Here is a 16447-nt window from a genome sequence, read left to right as displayed (position 1 = left end):
CTTTCCTTATTGGTAATTGACCCAGGTGGCGCCGTTGTCGGCGGAGCGAACGCAGTTTTCAATCCAGCGCACGCCTTCCAATCCGGCATCGATATCCGGATAGATCAGCGCGGCCAGCGTCTGCCGATCGCCGCGCTGACTGGCGCTGATCGCGATGGCGAACTTGAGGTAGATATTGGCCCAGGATTCGGCCAGCCCTTCGGTATGCAGCGCGCCGAGCCGCTCTTCGGCCAGCGCGCTGTCGTCCAGATAGGGCATGCCGTGGTGCAGCGTTTGGTTGGGCCGCCCCTGGATCTCATAGCGCAATTCGCCGGGCGTGGAATCGCTCCATTGCAGGCTGGCGCGTGAGCCCACCACGCGGATGCTTTGGCTGTCCATCGCGCCCGCGTTGATGGCGGAGGCCCACATGCGCCCGACGGCGCCGTTTTCGTAGTGCATGAGCACCATGGCGTTGTCTTCCAACGGAGCGCGGGAAGAGATAAAGCTTTGGCGATCGCACAGCAGGGAGGCAATTTTCATGTCGGGCATCACCAGCTGCGAGATGTAGAAGGTGTGGGTGGAAATATCACCCAGCACAAAAGAGGGGCCGGCGATTTTCGGGTCGACGCGCCACTTTTGTGCCTCGAACGTGTCCGCGCTTTCGTTGGCATTGAAGCCGTGGGTGTACTGCAATTCGACCATGCGTATTTCGCCGATGTCGCCGTTCGCGATCATGGCGCGCATCTGCATCAGCAACGGATGGCCGGAGAAGCCGTAGGTTACGCCGACGATAAGGCCTTTCTCCGCCGCCAGCGCCTTGATTTCTCTCGCCTCCGCCGTGGTGAAGAACAGCGGCTTTTCGCAGATGACATGCAGGCCGGCATTCAGCGCGGCGCGCGTGATTTCATAGTGGGTGCCGTTGGGAGTGGCGATGGTTACCACCTCAACGCCATCTTCGCGGTTAGCTTCTTGCTCCAGCAACTGTTGATAGTTGTCATAGCAGCGTTCGGCGGGCACGCCGAGATTGACGCCAAACTCACGTCCGCGCGCCGCGTCGATATCAAAGGCACCGGCAACCAGCCGATAGGCGGTGTTGTCGCGCAGTGCGCCGGAACGGTGTTTGTAGCCCACCTGGCTGAGGCGGCCGCCGCCGATCATCGCCCAACGCAGCGGGCGAGGGATGCTTCTTTCACCATTTAACATGCTGACTCCTGATACTGTGGTTTTGCACTCGGGTGCAAAGTGGGTTGAAAAAGAGAGTGGCAACGGCTTATTTCTGATTCATCTGTGCAAATTGCGGGTAGTTTTCTCGCGTCACGGTGGCGTAGGGTACCCAGTTATAGGGCTCGGTTTTGGCGTGATCCAACATCGCTCGGGTCACCTGCACCGCGCCGATCGCCTGGGCTTTGGCATCCTGGAAAATGGTCACCGCCAGGTCGCCATTTTTGATAAATTGCAGGCCGTCGGGTGTGCCGTCGATACCGGCAACCAGCACGTCGCGCTTTTTGGCCTGTTTCAGCGCCATGATCGCGCCGATGGCCATCTCATCGTTGTTGGCGGCGATCGCATCGATCGCCGCGCCGTTCAGCAACCAGCCGGAAACCACGTCGACCGCTTCATTGCGTTGCCATTTGGCGGTCTGTTTCTCTACCACTTTCAGGTCTTTGTATTTGGCGATCACCGTTTCCACTGCACGGGTGCGTTCGCGAGTTTCTTCGTTGGAGAGGGCGCCCATCAGGATCGCCACGTTGCCGCGGTAATTCATTTTTTTCGCCAGGGCCTCCATCTGCAGGCGGCCACTGAGCGCCGAGTCGGAGCCGACGTAGGCCGTCGCGCCGCTGAGCGGCACTTCGGGTTTGCGGTTGACGAAGATAAGGGGGATCGCGGCGCGTTGGGCGGCCGCTATCATCGGCTGGACGCCTTGCGTATCGACCGGGTTGAGGATAATGGCGTCCACGCCCTGATTAATCAGATCGTCTACCTGCTGCACCTGCAGGGCGACATCGCCTTTGGCATCGACGAACTGGCCTTGCAGCTGTTGCGCAGCCAGTTCTCGCGCCATTTGGCTGCGCAGGATGGAGACGAAGTTGAGATCGAAGTTGGCCAGCGCCACGCCGACCTGGTAGGTCTTGGCCTGGGCGGTCACGACAAACAGCGAGCAGGCTAACATCAACAGCAGTCTGGTTTTTTTCATTACGGTATCCTGTTGAGAAGAGAGGTGTTATGTAAAAACAGTTCTTTTGCAACCGGGTGCAAAGCAGGAGACAAAACCGCGATGAGTCTCTGAATGCCACCGTGAATGTCGGCCATGAAGAAAATTTGGTCAACAGGGGAAAGGTGAAAACAGCGCGGACGATCACAAACTCTTTACCTTTTGCACCCGGTTGCATAACAAATTGCAATCGGGTGCAAAAACGGGACATAATCGCAGCAGGTATGCCGGCAGGCGCTTAGGGGATCTGAGCGAGCAGGGTATAGTGTGACTTCACCGAAGCAGGGATCGACGCAACCATGACGAAACACCACAAAGCCACCGCCAGCGACGTCGCCGAAAAGGCCGGCGTCTCCAAATGGACGGTATCGCGCGCTTTTACGCCCGGCGCGTCGATCTCAGACAGCGCGCGTGAAAGCGTACTGGCGGCGGCGGCCGAGCTGGGCTATCGACCCAATCTGCTGGCGCGCAGCCTGTCGCAAAAACGCACGCACATCATAGGCGTAGCCATCGACGAGATGAAGAACCCGCATTCGATGATGATGCTCGATATGGTCACCAAACAGCTGCAAACCCGCGGCTATATGGCGCTGCTGCTGAACATCACCGCCGGGGAAAACTACCGGGCGGTAATGGCGATGGCCGACCAGCTGCAGGTCGATGGCATTCTGTTCCTGGCGACGGTGTTAACCCAAGAGTGGGCGGCGATTGCGCAAGATCTGCATCAGATCCCGCTGGTGCAGGTATGCCGCAATACGGAAAGTGAACACATTGATGTGGTGAACATCGACGGCTACCGCGCTGGCGAAGAGATCGCCACGCTGCTGATAGAGCAAGGTCATCGGCGCTTTGGCTACATGAAGGGGCCGGATACGCAAAGTAGCCATTTGCTGCGCATGGAAGGCTACCGCGACAAACTGATGGCCGCCGGTTTTCAGCTGGATCGGGTGCTCACCGCTGGCCACTACGATCGCCAGCGCGGTTTCCAACTGATGAGTGAATACCTGCAGGCAACGCCGGAAAGTGAGCGGGTTGAGGCATTGTTCTGCGAGAACGACGTGTTGGCGCTGGGGGCGCTCGAAGCGCTCAGGCAAGTGGCACCGTCGTCTTCGATGGCCGTGGTAGGTTTCGACGATATCGACGAGGCCGGCTCAGCCAACTGGGCGCTGACCAGCTACAGCCAACGTATTGACCGGCTGGTCGAAGAGGCCTTGAATCGCCTGATCGACAATCGCGCCACGGCGGACGGCGCCTGGCGGCACGGGGAATTGCGGGTTCGGCGGTCGCATTTGGCTGGGAAACCGGCGTAAGGATTTCTTTTTGTGTGACAATGTCACTATTGAGGCTTGATGAGAGCACATCGAGATGTAAAGAAGAAACTCTATAGAAGAGAAAGCGTTACATCCAGAGGGCCCATCGCCAGCGGTGGTAAGTACCGCTGGGAACGCCATGGCAAACAGGCAGACGATGAGCAGTTGCCACTGCGTGAAAGTATGCATGGGCAGATACAACATGGCATGGATTACACGCCGCTATTTCAATTTCTGCTCAGTAAAGTGGGCCAACCCTGGAATGAAGTACATAGCGAAGCGGTAAGTCGGTTGGATAAAGAAGCGCCTATTTTTTACCTGGTGGCGCTGCACCGTAAAAACTGGCAGAGCTATGTCCGCTGTGGTGAGTCGAGCTATTACAGCGGACTATGCATAGATGATCACGGGATACTGCAGAAAGTGAACCCGGCATTCACCGCAGAAGATGTGCCGGTGAGATGCCGCTGTTGTACCTATACGTTCAACGGGGAACTCGTACCCGTCACGGAAAAGAACTGGCAAAAACCCTATGAGAAGGAATCCTGGGAATAGTCAGGTTTCACGAGTGTCATTCTGGTGTAGATTGACTGCCGAAGTTTGCCAGATTTCACGTAGCGCGATCAAAAAAGGAGGGCATTTTGACCCATTTTGCACAGTGGCTTAGCCAAATTCAGGCGCTTGAGGTTGAACTGCACCAGCCAACAACGCGCTGCGATCCGAAACATGTCGCGGCATTGTTGCATGAAGACTTTGAAGAGATTGGTCGTTCAGGCCTACGTTATGACAAATGCCAAACCGTTGCGGCGCTGGAGATGGAAACGGATTATCCGCCGATTTTCGCCGAAGGGTTTAAGCTGGCGAAAATCAGTGAAGGCGCCGTGTTGCTGACGTATAAAAGTTTTCAGCGTGACGCGCAGGGCCGCGTCGTTCGTTGCACCGAACGCTCATCGATTTGGCTCCTGACGGAAAAGGCGGGTTGGCAGATGCGCTTTCATCAAGGTACGCCGACTAAGGGCTAAACTGAGATGGGTTGACAGATGGGCTTAAACATAAAAAAGGATGTCAGCCTGATAAGCCTTGAAGGTGAGGTGAGAAAGGACGGGCAGGATAATCCCGGTGCGTACCCAGTAATTCTATTTAACATAATATACATTATGCGCACCTGGGTGGTGATATGTGGATTCTGCCGTCCAGGCCTGATCATGGGCTTTCTCCTGCGGCCAGCCATGCCAGCGCCAGCTGCTCATGCCGCTGAACAAATTCGTTTTTCAACCGGCCATAAGCCGCCGGGTTTTGCCGGCTGTCTTCTGCTGCCTGGCGTTTGATTGCCGCATATTGCTGAGCAACACCCTGATGCTTGCGCAGATAATCTCTGAACGCCAAATGTCTGATCGCCTGTTCACTTCCTGTAGTAAATGCATGTACGTGATGCGTGCGATCGCCGTTTCCCTTGATGTAGTAACGTCTGCCAGCAATGCCGTTCTCGCCACGCGGCGTATATCCCATGTTACGCATCCCGTCATTCAAGCCATCCAACGCCGCCAGACTTTCAACCTCCAGCAAGGTATCAATCGCTGGTTTGGCCGGCAGCGCCGGCCTGCTGATGAATTGCCGTTAACATGCCGGCCGGTATGCGCTCTGCCATTTCCCGCTCCAGTAATGATGACCGGACATGATTTTCTATGGCGGCTACCTGCCGGTATTGGCCAGAAATCCTCTGCTTTTTTGATCGCGCTACGTGAAATCTGATAAAACGTGGCGGCTACGATACTGCAGATTTCATCCAAACGCGTCACTTAAACGGGCAGTATTTGCCTGTTAAATGCGCATTGGCGTGCGTTTGCATCGCTTTCTGCGTCCAACACGGCGTTGGCTATACTGAATGGGAACATTCTTTCACGCTCAAGGAGCCTCCCCATGTTTGATCATGTGAAATTTGGCGTCAGCGACTTTGCCCTCAGCAAAGCGTTTTTCCTCAATGCGCTGGCGCCACTGGGCGTAAAGATCGTTGCCGACGGCGAACCCGACTATGGCGTTGAGCTGTGCCGCGATCGAGATAACGTGTCATTATGCCTGTTTCAGACCGATGAAAAACCGGCGCATCTGCACCTGGCATTTGCCGCAAGCAGCCGTGAACAGGTCGATGCGTTCTATCACGCCGCGTTAAACGCCGGCGGCAAAGACAATGGCGCGCCCGGCTTGCGGCCCAATTACCATGCCCATTACTATGCGGCATTTGTGATCGCCCCGGATGGCCACAATATCGAGGCGGTTTGCCATCACCCGATGGATTAGTAATTTTCCCTGTTAAAACAGTCTATTAATTAAGAATTGATACAATCTATTTAACATAACGTAATTGTGACACGGTCACCTATAGTTACCCTGTCACGTCAATCCACTCCGCTCCGGTGATGCTGGCCAGACGTTGCGGCGCAATTCTCACGCCTGAGTTATCGCTGCCGCCTGCCGGAAGCACTTCACCGTAACTGCACAGGCTGCGGTCGCAGTAAATTCTCACCGTTTCCGGTGCGGCAAAGGGGCAAACGCCGCCGGGCGGATAGCCGGTTAATGCTTCAACCTCTTCCGCCGGCAGCATACGCGCCTTCACGCCGAAGAACTGCTTGTACTTCTTGTTGTCGATTCTGGCGGTTCCCGCCATCACCAGCAGCACCACGCCATCGTTCACGCGAAACGACAGCGTCTTGGCGATCTGCCCGCTCTCCACGCCAAAGGCTTCCGCCGCCAGCGCTACCGTCGCGGTGTTCTTTGCCAGCACCGTCACCGTCGTCTCCGGTGCGTGCTCGGCCAGAAATCGCTGAACGCGCTCTATACTCATGCCCTTCCTCCTGATATTGCTAAGCCATTGATAATGCCGCAGTGATGGTTTCGGTTTTAACATCGCATGCTAAAAATGAGAATCAAAATTGTTCAAATCGCTGGATCTGAACAAAGCTTTAAGGGGCCAATGGCCTTTTTACCCATCATTTTTCATGGAGATGCCTGCATGACCACGCAAACGACAGCAAGGCCCTCAGCGGCCGCAGTGGCCGTCTATGAATGGCTCAACCCGATACCTTATGGATTTTTCACCGCGGCGCTAATTTTCGACATCATTTATGCCTGCACTGCCAATATTCAGTGGGTTAATGGCGCCAGCTGGCTAATCGCCATCGGCCTGATTTTTGCCATCATTCCTCGCCTGATTAACCTGGTGCAAGTATGGTTCGGCAGCGGCCGGCTGCTGGGTTCGTCGGTCAAACTCCATTTCTGGCTGAACCTGTTGGCCATCGTTCTCGCCATTATCAACGCTTTCGTGCATAGCCGGGATGCGTATGCCGTGGTGCCCCAAGGCCTGGTGCTGTCTGCGATCGTGGTCGCGCTGCTCAGCCTGGCGAATATTCTGCTGGCCCTTGGCGCCCGCGCAAAATAAGGAGGTTTTCATGAAGCTCTCATCTCTGGCGCTCACCCTTTCCGCCGTATTGGCCTTGGCCGGCTGCGATAACAGCGCCGTCATTTCGCCAGAGCAACAAATGGGCCCGGACCCGACGTTGCCGGCGGCGCAAGACTTTCTGATGCCGCCGATGCAGGTGCCTAAGGGCGTTGGCTGGCAACAAGATCAGACGCCGAAAGTGGCGGAAGGCTTGAAAATCGATAAGGTGGCGGACGATTTGCTTCATCCGCGTCAGTTGCTCGCGCTGCCCAATGGCGATGTGTTGGTCGTGGAGGCCAACGGGCCGGGCACGGAAGCGGTGGGCACGCCCAAGCAGCTGATCGCCGGCCTGGTGAAAGGCCAGTCCGGTAAAGGCGGTAAAGGGGGCAATCGTATCACCCTTCTGCGCCCGACCGCCGGCAGCAACTGGGAAAAGCATGTCTTCCTCGAGGGGCTCGATTCCCCGTTCGGCGTCCAGCTGATTGGCAATACGCTGTACGTGGCCAACACCGGCAATATCATGCAGTACGCCTATCAACCGGGCGAAACGCGCATCAGCGATCCGGGTAAAGAGCTAGCCGATCTGCCGAACACGATCAATCACCACTGGACCAAAGCTCTGCTGGCCAGCCCGGACGGCAAAAAGCTGTATGTTGGCGTCGGCTCCAACAGCAACATCACCGAAAATGGCCTGGCCGTAGAGTACCGGCGCGCCGCGGTACTGGAAGTGGACACCGCCTCCGGCGCCAGCCGCATCTTCGCCAGCGGGCTGCGCAACCCGACCGGGCTACAGTGGGAACCGCACAGCGGCAAGCTGTGGGCCATCGTCAACGAGCGTGACGAGATCGGCGCCGATCTGGTGCCGGACTACCTGACCTCGGTGCAGGACGGCGGCTTCTACGGCTGGCCTTACAGCTATTTCGGCCAGCACGTCGATCGTCGGGTGCAGCCGGCGCGGCCGGATCTGGTGGCGAAGGCCATCAAACCGGACTACGCCCTCAGCTCGCACGTCGCACCGCTGGGGCTGCTGTTCTACACCGCGAGCGCTCTGCCGGCCGAGTATCGCGGCGGCGCCTTTGTCAGCGAGCACGGCAGCTGGGATCGCTCGCCGCTGAACGGCTACCGGGTCAGCTACGTGGCATTTGAACAAGGCAAACCGGTCGGTAAGCTCAAGGCCGTGGTGACAGGTTTTGTCTCCGATGATGAGAAGGAACTCTATGGCGCCCCTGTGGGCCTGGCGATCGACAAGACCGGCGCTTTGCTGGTTGCGGATGACGTCGGCAACACCGTCTGGCGCGTCAGCGCGAAGTAAGGTTACGGGCGGGTTCCGGTGAACTCGCCCGTGACATTGTCACTCATCCCTCTGCGCCAGCCAGATCGTCATAAAGCGGAATAATCGTGCTCGCCAGTTTTTCCGTCATTAATATTGTCCCCGTCATGTCATTGGCGCAAAAAAATAGCCTTTGGTCAGAATTAAAGCGCTTATCCGATAATATATTCATCAACAGAGCGTTGACCAGAAATAAAAGGTTTTAACATTTCGACATAAACCAGTACAATTCCCTACCCTGTGTTAACCCTTTTTTTAGGTTGATTGTGTCGTTAATTCAGCCCTCTGCATCGCGAAATCGGGCCGCCGCCTGGTTAGGGATGTTTGCCATTCTGATGCTGTTCATTGCGCCGGTGGTCTCGCGATCCCTGGAGCATGTACGCGCCGGAAGTGCTGGAACGACCGCCATGGCGGATTGCGGCATGGATATGCCGATGCATCACGGGATGCACTCGCCGCCGTCTGAACCTGAAAAAGCCTCGCAGCCGCTGATGCAGCACGGCGGCGGCCACCACAACATGGCGATGATGATGGACGACAGCGCCTGCGGCTACTGCGTGCTGTTGCTGCACGCGCCGCTGCTGGACGTGAGCCACGCCCCGCTGTTCTGGTCCCAGTCGCTGGCTTCGCGCCCGCCGCCGATCCATTACCTCGTTCCCCTGTTTGCCCACGTCGTTCACACCGAATTACAGCCGCGCGCGCCCCCCGTCTCTTTCCTCTGATTTAACAATAAGCCCATTGCCGTTCTCTGTATTGCCGTTGATTGCTTCAACCCGGCGGAATTAACTCGCCCAACGGTTAATCATCGAGACGACATTATTAGTCCGGTTATTTCCACGTCGATGGAATTAACCTCCCGTATTTACCGATGGTGATTTTCGCCAGGCCGCCCTACGCCTGAATAATCCCTCGGCCAAGAACGGAATAGAGTTAGCTTAAGGAAAGATGATGTTTAAACCGACTTATAAAAAGAACGCTGTCACCCGCGCCATTACCAGCGCCATGCCGTTGTTCCTGCTGGCTGGCCACGCGGCGCAGGCGCATCAACCCCCTACCGGCGCACAGGTTAATGATGGCGACGTGATCACCGTTACCGCACCGCTCTACTCTCCGCTGACCATCGTGACGTCACCGAAAACTCCGCGCCAGCCGGTGCCGGCCAGCGATGGCTCGGACTACCTGAAAACCATTCCCGGCTTTTCTCAGATCCGTAACGGCGGCACCAACGGCGATCCGGTGTTCCGCGGCATGTTCGGTTCGCGGTTGAAGATCCTCACCGACGGTTCGGAAATGCTGGGCGCCTGCCCATCGAGAATGGATGCGCCCACCTCTTACATCTCGCCGGAAAGCTTCGATCTGCTGACCATCACCAAAGGGCCGCAGACGGTGCTGTGGGGGCCGGGATCGTCGGCGGGCACCGTGCGTTTCGAACGCGAACGCCCACGCTTTGACAAGCCGGGCGTCAAGGGCAACGCCAGCGTACTGACCGGCTCCAACGGCCGCTGGGACGAGAATATCGACGCCAGCCTCGGCGCCGAGCAAGGTTACTTGCGGGTGATGGCCAACAAATCTCGTTCCAACGATTATCAGGACGGCACCAATACGCGTGTGCCGTCGCGCTGGGACAAGTGGAACGGCGATCTGGCGCTCGGCTGGACGCCGGACAACGATACGCTGCTGGAAGTGACCATGGGCCGCGGCAACGGCGAAGCGCGCTATGCCGGCCGCAGCATGGACGGTTCGCAGTTCAAGCGCGAAAGCCTGGGCATGCGGGTGGAAAAATACAACATCGGCGAGGTGCTGGATAAGCTGGAAGCGCAGGTCTACTACAACTACGCCAACCACGTGATGGACAACGTCACCCTGCGCTCGCCGGGCAGCGGTGGCATGGGGGGGCACGGCGGCCATGGCGGTATGAGCATGGGCGGTCACGGCGGGCACATGATGTCTTCCGGCATGACGATGCAGCTCGATCGCCGCACCGTCGGCGGCCGCGTGATGGGCACCTGGCAGTGGCAGGACGTGAAGCTTGAAAGCGGCCTGGACACGCAGACCAACACCCACCGCAGCATGAGCCGCGGTAGTTGGGAAAAAGACGCCCAGTTCAACAGCTACGGCGCCTTCAGTGAGCTGACCTGGTCCACCAGCGAGCAGGATAAACTGATCGGCGGCGCGCGTCTTGACCGCACCCTGGTGGAGAATTTCCGCAGCGGTAGCGATGGGGAGCGTTCAGACACCCTGCCTAGCGGCTTTATGCGTCTTGAGCATACGCTGGTCGACCTGCCGCTGATGTTGTATGCCGGCGTCGGTTATACCGAGCGCTTCCCGGATTACTGGGAGTTATTCTCGCCGAAGCGAGGCCCGAACGGCAGCAAGGATCCGTTCTCCAGCGTCAAGAGCGAGAAAACCACGCAGCTCGACATCGGCGCGCAGTACAACGGCAAGCGCTTCAACGGCTGGGTCTCCGCTTATGTGGGCCGCGTCGATGATTTCATCCTGTTCAAATACGATCCGCACAATGCGCGTCTCAGCCAGGCCGATAACGTCAACGCTAACATCATGGGCGGCGAAATGGGCATGGGTTATCAGTTGAGCGAGCAATGGAAAACCGACGCCAGCCTGGCCTACTCCTGGGGGAAAAACACCAGCGACGGCCGCCCGCTGCCGCAGATCCCGCCGTTGGAGGCACGCTTGGGGCTGACCTATGAGTACGGCGACTGGAGTGGCACCGGGCTGTGGCGTTTGGTCAGCAGCCAAAACCGCGTGGCGATCAACGAAGGCAACGTGGTGGGCAAAGACTTTGCCGAAAGCGCCGGCTTCGGCGTGCTCTCCGCCAACGCCGCCTACAAGGTGAATAAAAACGTCAAGCTGAGCGCCGGTCTGGATAATATCCTGAACAAGACCTACAGCGAGCACCTTAACCTGGCGGGCAACAGCGCCTTCGGCTATTCGGCCAACAGCGCGGTGAATGAACCGGGCCGCACCCTGTGGGCCAAGGTTAACGTCACCTTCTAAGCCATCCACCGGGCGATGGGCAACCGTCGCCCGGTCATGCGATATGCGATCCGGTTCTTAGGATATGAGTTTTAAGTTTTTCCCATTCGGTTTAGCGGCGATTACTATCACCCTCAACGTAATCAACGATCCGGAGGGAATATGCAAAAGCTCACTCGTTTTCTGGCCCTGCTCGGCGAGCTGATGATCGAAAAAGCCGACGATGTCGCGCCACAGGCTACTCAGCCAGACGATCGCGACGACGCGTTGCCACCGCGCCTCGAACGCGGCGTTCCGCTGGCCGACCGCTTCCTGTTCATGTAATTTCCCGCGCAGTTTAACCCGCTTACACTGACCGCACGATATGTTCGCGCAGCCACCGGTGAGCGGGATCCCGATGCGATCTTTCGTGCCACAGCATGGTCATTTCAAAACCCGGCACCGCCAGCGGCGGCTCGAGTTGTTGCAATAAAGGCTGGGTGCGCACCAGCCGCTCCGGCAGCATCGCCACCAAATCGGACTGCGTCAGCACCGAGATCACGAAGAGAAAATGCGGCACGGAAAGCACCACGCGCCGCGTCAGCCCCACGTCCGCCAGCGCTTGGTCGGTGATGCCGTAGAAACCGCCGCCGTCCGGTGAGACCATCACCTGCTCCAATTGGCAAAATTGCGTTAGCGTCAGGTTTTCATGCAGTTTAGGATGGCCGACTCTGCCCACCAGCACATAGCGTTCACTGAACAGCGTGCGCTGACGCAAACCGGGCGGCGCCCCTTCACGGGTGTGAAACGCCAGATCGATCTCTCCCTGTTCCGCCAGTTTGGCGATGCGTGACGGCGCGGTTTCCAGCACCGCCAGCCGGGTGCCGGGCGCCGCCGTGCGCAAACCGTTCAGCGCCGGCAGGACGATGGTGGATTCGCCGTAGTCGAAGGCGGCCACACGCCAGGTATCGGTCGCCACGGCGGGATCGAACGGCGTCGCCGGCGTTACCGCCAACTCAAGCGCCGCCAGCGCCTGGCGCAGCGGTTCCCGCAGCTGCTCCGCTCTGGCGGTAGGACGCATGCCGCGCGGGCCGGGCAACAGCAGCGGATCGTCAAAGATCGCCCGCAGTTTGGCGAGATGCACGCTGACCGCCGGCTGAGAGAAATTGAGCCGCTGCGCCGCGCGCGTAACGTTGTGCTCCGCCAGCAGCGCGTCGAGCGTCACCAGCAGATTGAGATCCAGCCGCCTTAAATTATTCATGGTTATACCTGGGATAACGGTAATTCATTTCTAATATACCTTGTGACGCCCTAACCTGCAGCTCTCACACCAAGGAGAGTTGCTATGAATGTGCTGATTGTTTACGCCCACCCGGAGCCGCAGTCGCTGACCGGCTCACTGAAAAACTTCGCCGTTGAGCGCCTGACGCAGGCCGGTCATCAGGTACAGGTGTCCGATCTGTACGCCATGAAGTGGAAAGCGGCACTTGACGCCAACGACAGCCTGGAAGGTGCATCAGGGCCCCGTTTCGATCCTTCGTTGGATTCCCAGCGCGCGTTTGCCAACGGCGTGCAGAGCGCCGATATCGAACGGGAGCAGCAAAAATTGCGCTGGGCGGACGCGGTGCTGCTACAGTTTCCGCTGTGGTGGTTCTCGATGCCGGCGATTCTGAAAGGCTGGTTCGAGCGTGTCTATGCCTATGGTTTTGCCTATGGCGTCGGTGAGCATTCCGATACGCATTGGGGCGACCGTTACGGCGAGGGTATGTTGGCGGGCAAACGGGCGATGCTGATCGTCAGCGCCGGCGGGTGGGAATCCCATTACGCCCCGCGCGGTGTCAACGGGCCGATCGACGATATCCTGTTTCCGATCCAGCACGGCATACTGCATTACCCGGGATTCGAGGTGTTACCGCCGTTTGTCACCTATCGTGCCGGAAAGACCGACGAGACGCGCTTCGCCGCCCTGTGTGAACAGCTCGGACAGCGGCTCGATAATCTGTGGCACACTGAGCCGATTCCGTTTCGGCGGCAGAACGCCGGTGACTACCTGATCCCGCAGCTGACGCTGAAAGCACATCTCGCGCCGGGGCAAGACGGTTTTAGCATTCACCTGAAATAGCGCGAACCGCTCCTCTTATCGCGGTGCTGACGCAGCGCCGCCCCCGAGGAGGAGTTTGGCGCCCAATCCCATCATGACCAAGCCCGTAAATCTCTGCTGCCACACCAACAACCGAGGATTGCGGGCGAGCCATTGCCCCACGGTGCCGGAGGCCATAGCGACAGAGCCCAGCGAAAGGATCCCCGCCAGCTTCTGAATGGAACCTAAAACGAGCAATTGCAACCAAACCGGCCCGGTTTCAGGGTTAACAAACTGCGGGAGGAAAGCAAACATGAACAGCAGCGACTTAGGGTTGGTCAGGCTGTTAATTGCCCCTTCTTTCACCGCCTGCCACCCGGTCATCATCCGGGGTTTCAGCACGGCATCGGAACGCTGCCGGCTTACCTTCAGCATTTTTATCCCCAGCCAGACCAGATAGGCGGCCCCAACCCAACGCAATACGTCCAACGCCAGCGGATAACTATGCAACAGCGTGGCGAGGCCGAGCACCAGCATGGAAACCTGCACCATACCGGCGACAAAAACCATGCCGAAAACATTGAGCAGCGCGATGCGACGGCCTTGGCCGATACCCCGGGCCAGCGTGAGCATCATGTCCGGTCCGGGAGAGAGTTCCAGAAGGGTGAGTGCAACAAGAAAAGCAATAAACGTTTCGGCTGAAGGCATGGGGGTTATCACCGGCGAGTCAAAGGATACGGCAATCATATTCCTCCCCGGACATTCGCAACAGCACTATCAGACGCATCCGGGGAGTGTCGTTAACTCAGGGCGGCGAGAAATGCCTGATAGCCTTGCGCGCTGCTATCCAATTCGTGGAATTGCAGCGGTTCCACCGTCCCGTCCGAAGCGGCTTCCTTGCCGTAAAAGGCAAAGAACGAGGCATAATCAGCCCGCACGTAATCGGCGGTCACTTCAAACGGCCGGAAGATCTCCTCCAGCGAGTAGCGATAACGCCCTTCACGCGCGTAATCTTCTGCGCGCACGCCCGCCGTGACCGCCAGCGCCAGTTTCTTGTTCTGCATCTTATAGCCGCTGCGGGAACCGTAGGCCCAGCCGTAAGTGAGCACGTCGTCCAGCCATTTTTTCAGCAGCGGCGGGCTGCTGAACCAGTAAATCGGGAACTGCAGCACGATGTTGTCATGCGCTTCAATCAACTGCTGTTCTTTGGCGACGTCGATCTGCCAGTCCGGATAGGCCTGATGCAGTTCGTGCACCGTATACCGCTCCGGATAGCGACGCAGTTCCTCCAGCCAACGTTTGTTAACCACCGAGTTCGCCATATCGGGATGGGCCACGATCACCAAGGTTTTCATACTGATTTCTCCAGTCAGGTGTTTCGACGCATCTTAGGGTATGCTGACAGAATGTAAAATACGCACACTCACGACACATACTTACCTTGGAGAAAGTATAAAATGACCGCCGAATCTCACTGCAGCCCAACGGGCATCAGTCTCGAAGACACCGGCTATGGCTACACCCTGTCGGTGATCAACGGCAAATATAAAATGATTATTCTCTACTGGCTGGCGCTGTATAAGCCAGTATTGCGGTTCAACGAGCTGCAGCGCTGCATCGGCACCATTTCGTACAAAACGCTGAGTTCGACGCTGAAAGAGCTGGAAAAAGATCGCCTGGTGGTGAGAAAGGAGTATCCGCAGATCCCGCCCAAGGTGGAGTACAGCCTGTCCGAACGCGGGCGTTCGCTGATCCCGGTGATCGACATGATGTGTAACTGGGGGGAACAGCACCGGCCGGAACAGCCGGTGCCCTGAGGGGTTAGTTGTCCGCCGCCGCTGAGGTTGCCGGAGCGGGATCGTCGTGCTCAACCAACGCGTCCGCCGGCTGGCACTGGCGCAGCGTGCGTACGCTGAAAGCCACCAGCACGCCCAACAAGGCGGCGAATGCACCAAACGACAGCACGCTCATCAACGGGGTGAACACCCTGCCCAGTACGCCGAGCCCCAGCGCACCGATCGAGTCGCCGGTTACGTCCTGCGCGGTGCCGAGGCTGTTCACCCGTCCCAGCAAATGATCCGGCGTATTGCTCTGGATCAGCATGAACTGCAGAAGTGAGGCGATAGCGTTGGCGTAGCCGTAGCACACCAGCGCCAGCAGCGCCGGCGCCAGGTGGCTGAACAGCCCCAGTGACGCGATGGCGGTGAACGCGACGATAGCGGCGATCAGGATCAGCACGCCAGGGCGAGCGTATCGCCCCACCCAGCCGCTGGTCAGCGCGCCCAGCATCGCACCGAGCGGCACCGCGGAGTACATCAGGCCGATAGAGGACGCGCCAACGTGGTAAGCGTCCTGCGCCAGCGCCGGGAACAGCACCCTGACGGCGCCGACGATGCTCATCAGCATCCCCAGCAGCACCACCGAGCCGACCACCTTATTGCGCCAGACAAACTGGAAGCCGCTGGCGAGCGCGCGCAGCGGGTGTTCCGGCTCCTGCAGCTGCGGCAGCAGCGTCGGCAAGCGCACCAGCGGGACCAGGGTGCCCAGCGTCCCTGCCGCCGCGACGGCGAAGGCGAGACCGACACCCCCGAACACGATGATAATCCCGCCCAGCGCCGGTGCGAGGATCGCGCCGATGCGCACCGTCACCATGCTCAAGGCCCCTGCCGCCGCCAGGTTTTCACGCCCGACCAGCAGCGGGATCACGGCCATCAGCGCCGTCATACCCAGCGCGCCGAAGAAGCCGTCCCAGGCCGCCAGCAGGTAGAGCGCCCACAACGACGGTGCCGGGGCGAAGGCGTTCAGGCTCAGGGCGACAAAACCCAGCCCGCAGGTGCCGCGCGCAAACAGGATAAGCTTGCGGCGATCGTAGCGATCGGCCAGCACCCCGCCCAGCATCAGGCCGATAAACATGCCCACCCCGTCCAGCGCCACCGCCACGCCCACCTGCAAGGTGGAGCCAGTCATCGCCTGGATCTGAATCGGCACCCCTACCGCCAACATGCCGAGGGAAAACACCGACAGCATGCGGGCGCAGAAAATCGCGCGGAAATGCGCATTGCTTCTCAGCAAACTGAAATCAAGAAAAAAAGAAGGTCTGGCCATAGTGTCCTGCATAATGTTTTTGTAC

The 16447-nt window shown here is 58.5% G+C and carries 19 protein-coding genes; 11 read left to right on the top strand and 8 right to left on the bottom strand.

Annotated features, from left to right (window positions below):
- Positions 1–6: 6 nt before the first annotated feature.
- A complete protein-coding gene (locus RE418_RS18625; RefSeq protein WP_043137340.1) occupies positions 7–1182 on the bottom strand; it encodes a Gfo/Idh/MocA family protein in 1176 nt (391 codons plus the stop codon).
- A 67-nt stretch (positions 1183–1249) separates the two neighbouring features.
- Positions 1250–2173, bottom strand: coding sequence for a substrate-binding domain-containing protein (locus RE418_RS18620; RefSeq protein ID WP_043137335.1), 924 nt, complete (start codon positions 2171–2173; stop codon positions 1250–1252).
- A 317-nt stretch (positions 2174–2490) separates the two neighbouring features.
- Between RE418_RS18620 and RE418_RS18615 the strand changes: the two genes are divergently transcribed.
- The 3 genes from RE418_RS18615 (at position 2491) to RE418_RS18605 (ending at position 4520) form a co-directional block, all read left to right on the top strand.
- Positions 2491–3501 (top strand): LacI family DNA-binding transcriptional regulator, encoded by a 1011-nt coding sequence (locus RE418_RS18615; protein WP_043137331.1) that lies wholly within the window; start codon positions 2491–2493, stop codon positions 3499–3501.
- A gap of 39 nt (positions 3502–3540) precedes the next feature.
- Positions 3541–4053, top strand: coding sequence for a hypothetical protein (locus RE418_RS18610; RefSeq protein WP_043137327.1), 513 nt, complete (start codon positions 3541–3543; stop codon positions 4051–4053).
- Between the two features lie 86 nt (positions 4054–4139).
- The gene (locus tag RE418_RS18605; RefSeq protein ID WP_043137323.1) at positions 4140–4520 is read left to right on the top strand and encodes a DUF4440 domain-containing protein; all 381 of its coding nucleotides are present in this window, start codon (positions 4140–4142) and stop codon (positions 4518–4520) included.
- A gap of 181 nt (positions 4521–4701) precedes the next feature.
- On the opposite strand, the gene RE418_RS18600 is transcribed toward RE418_RS18605, so the two are convergent.
- Positions 4702–5064, bottom strand: coding sequence for a GrpB family protein (locus tag RE418_RS18600; RefSeq protein ID WP_233494392.1), 363 nt, complete (start codon positions 5062–5064; stop codon positions 4702–4704).
- Positions 5065–5418: 354 nt separating this feature from the next.
- Between RE418_RS18600 and RE418_RS18595 the strand changes: the two genes are divergently transcribed.
- Complete coding sequence (locus tag RE418_RS18595) at positions 5419–5796, top strand: VOC family protein (protein WP_043137320.1); 378 nt, start codon at positions 5419–5421, stop codon at positions 5794–5796.
- 85 nt (positions 5797–5881) lie between these two features.
- Here RE418_RS18595 and RE418_RS18590 read toward each other — a convergent pair whose 3' ends face one another.
- Positions 5882–6340 carry a YbaK/EbsC family protein gene (locus tag RE418_RS18590; RefSeq protein ID WP_025302859.1) on the bottom strand — a complete coding sequence of 153 codons (459 nt, stop codon included), beginning with the start codon at positions 6338–6340 and terminating at the stop codon, positions 5882–5884.
- Positions 6341–6508: 168 nt separating this feature from the next.
- On the opposite strand from RE418_RS18590, the gene RE418_RS18585 reads away from it, so the two are divergent.
- The 5 genes from RE418_RS18585 (at position 6509) to RE418_RS18565 (ending at position 11582) form a co-directional block, all read left to right on the top strand.
- Positions 6509–6934: a DUF2231 domain-containing protein gene (locus RE418_RS18585; protein WP_025302860.1), complete on the top strand. Its 426-nt coding sequence runs from the start codon at positions 6509–6511 to the stop codon at positions 6932–6934.
- 10 nt (positions 6935–6944) lie between these two features.
- Positions 6945–8246, top strand: coding sequence for a sorbosone dehydrogenase family protein (locus RE418_RS18580; protein WP_043137316.1), 1302 nt, complete (start codon positions 6945–6947; stop codon positions 8244–8246).
- A 338-nt stretch (positions 8247–8584) separates the two neighbouring features.
- On the top strand, positions 8585–8986 hold the full coding sequence (locus RE418_RS18575; protein WP_072008230.1) for a DUF2946 domain-containing protein: 402 nt from the start codon (positions 8585–8587) through the stop codon (positions 8984–8986).
- Positions 8987–9212: 226 nt separating this feature from the next.
- Positions 9213–11279 (top strand): TonB-dependent copper receptor, encoded by a 2067-nt coding sequence (locus RE418_RS18570; RefSeq protein WP_399675429.1) that lies wholly within the window; start codon positions 9213–9215, stop codon positions 11277–11279.
- Between the two features lie 141 nt (positions 11280–11420).
- Positions 11421–11582: a hypothetical protein gene (locus RE418_RS18565; protein ID WP_162837924.1), complete on the top strand. Its 162-nt coding sequence runs from the start codon at positions 11421–11423 to the stop codon at positions 11580–11582.
- Positions 11583–11604: 22 nt separating this feature from the next.
- Here RE418_RS18565 and RE418_RS18560 read toward each other — a convergent pair whose 3' ends face one another.
- A complete protein-coding gene (locus RE418_RS18560) occupies positions 11605–12498 on the bottom strand; it encodes a LysR family transcriptional regulator (RefSeq protein WP_043137307.1) in 894 nt (297 codons plus the stop codon).
- Positions 12499–12582: 84 nt separating this feature from the next.
- Between RE418_RS18560 and RE418_RS18555 the strand changes: the two genes are divergently transcribed.
- A complete protein-coding gene (locus tag RE418_RS18555; protein ID WP_025302865.1) occupies positions 12583–13359 on the top strand; it encodes an NAD(P)H-dependent oxidoreductase in 777 nt (258 codons plus the stop codon).
- 15 nt (positions 13360–13374) lie between these two features.
- On the opposite strand, the gene RE418_RS18550 is transcribed toward RE418_RS18555, so the two are convergent.
- On the bottom strand, positions 13375–14025 hold the full coding sequence (locus tag RE418_RS18550) for a LysE family translocator (RefSeq protein ID WP_072008229.1): 651 nt from the start codon (positions 14023–14025) through the stop codon (positions 13375–13377).
- Between the two features lie 92 nt (positions 14026–14117).
- Positions 14118–14672, bottom strand: coding sequence for an NAD(P)H-dependent oxidoreductase (locus RE418_RS18545; protein ID WP_089180911.1), 555 nt, complete (start codon positions 14670–14672; stop codon positions 14118–14120).
- Between the two features lie 102 nt (positions 14673–14774).
- Here RE418_RS18545 and RE418_RS18540 point away from each other — a divergent pair, with 102 nt between their 5' ends.
- Complete coding sequence (locus tag RE418_RS18540) at positions 14775–15134, top strand: helix-turn-helix domain-containing protein (RefSeq protein ID WP_025302868.1); 360 nt, start codon at positions 14775–14777, stop codon at positions 15132–15134.
- Between the two features lie 4 nt (positions 15135–15138).
- Here the strand turns inward: RE418_RS18540 and entS are convergent, their stop codons facing one another.
- On the bottom strand, positions 15139–16422 hold the full coding sequence (gene entS, locus RE418_RS18535) for an enterobactin transporter EntS (RefSeq protein ID WP_089180912.1): 1284 nt from the start codon (positions 16420–16422) through the stop codon (positions 15139–15141).
- Positions 16423–16447: the final 25 nt, after the last annotated feature.

The organism is Serratia sp. szju (genome assembly GCF_044594185.1).
In the GTDB taxonomy this organism is placed as follows: Bacteria; Pseudomonadota; Gammaproteobacteria; order Enterobacterales; family Enterobacteriaceae; genus Serratia; species Serratia bockelmannii.
Note: the sequence above shows the minus strand (reverse complement) of the source record. Positions and strands in the feature narration are given on the sequence as shown.

Coding starts and splice junctions, on each gene's coding strand:
- entS (WP_089180912.1), bottom strand. CDS start 16,422: ATGGCCAGACCTTCTTTTTTTCTTGATTTCAGTTTGCTGAGAAGCAAT.
- RE418_RS18595 (WP_043137320.1), top strand. CDS start 5,419: ATGTTTGATCATGTGAAATTTGGCGTCAGCGACTTTGCCCTCAGCAAA.
- RE418_RS18610 (WP_043137327.1), top strand. CDS start 3,541: ATGAGAGCACATCGAGATGTAAAGAAGAAACTCTATAGAAGAGAAAGC.
- RE418_RS18590 (WP_025302859.1), bottom strand. CDS start 6,340: ATGAGTATAGAGCGCGTTCAGCGATTTCTGGCCGAGCACGCACCGGAG.
- RE418_RS18575 (WP_072008230.1), top strand. CDS start 8,585: ATGTTTGCCATTCTGATGCTGTTCATTGCGCCGGTGGTCTCGCGATCC.
- RE418_RS18540 (WP_025302868.1), top strand. CDS start 14,775: ATGACCGCCGAATCTCACTGCAGCCCAACGGGCATCAGTCTCGAAGAC.
- RE418_RS18580 (WP_043137316.1), top strand. CDS start 6,945: ATGAAGCTCTCATCTCTGGCGCTCACCCTTTCCGCCGTATTGGCCTTG.
- RE418_RS18570 (WP_399675429.1), top strand. CDS start 9,213: ATGTTTAAACCGACTTATAAAAAGAACGCTGTCACCCGCGCCATTACC.
- RE418_RS18550 (WP_072008229.1), bottom strand. CDS start 14,025: ATGCCTTCAGCCGAAACGTTTATTGCTTTTCTTGTTGCACTCACCCTT.
- RE418_RS18585 (WP_025302860.1), top strand. CDS start 6,509: ATGACCACGCAAACGACAGCAAGGCCCTCAGCGGCCGCAGTGGCCGTC.
- RE418_RS18545 (WP_089180911.1), bottom strand. CDS start 14,672: ATGAAAACCTTGGTGATCGTGGCCCATCCCGATATGGCGAACTCGGTG.
- RE418_RS18615 (WP_043137331.1), top strand. CDS start 2,491: ATGACGAAACACCACAAAGCCACCGCCAGCGACGTCGCCGAAAAGGCC.
- RE418_RS18560 (WP_043137307.1), bottom strand. CDS start 12,498: ATGAATAATTTAAGGCGGCTGGATCTCAATCTGCTGGTGACGCTCGAC.
- RE418_RS18620 (WP_043137335.1), bottom strand. CDS start 2,173: ATGAAAAAAACCAGACTGCTGTTGATGTTAGCCTGCTCGCTGTTTGTC.
- RE418_RS18565 (WP_162837924.1), top strand. CDS start 11,421: ATGCAAAAGCTCACTCGTTTTCTGGCCCTGCTCGGCGAGCTGATGATC.
- RE418_RS18555 (WP_025302865.1), top strand. CDS start 12,583: ATGAATGTGCTGATTGTTTACGCCCACCCGGAGCCGCAGTCGCTGACC.
- RE418_RS18625 (WP_043137340.1), bottom strand. CDS start 1,182: ATGTTAAATGGTGAAAGAAGCATCCCTCGCCCGCTGCGTTGGGCGATG.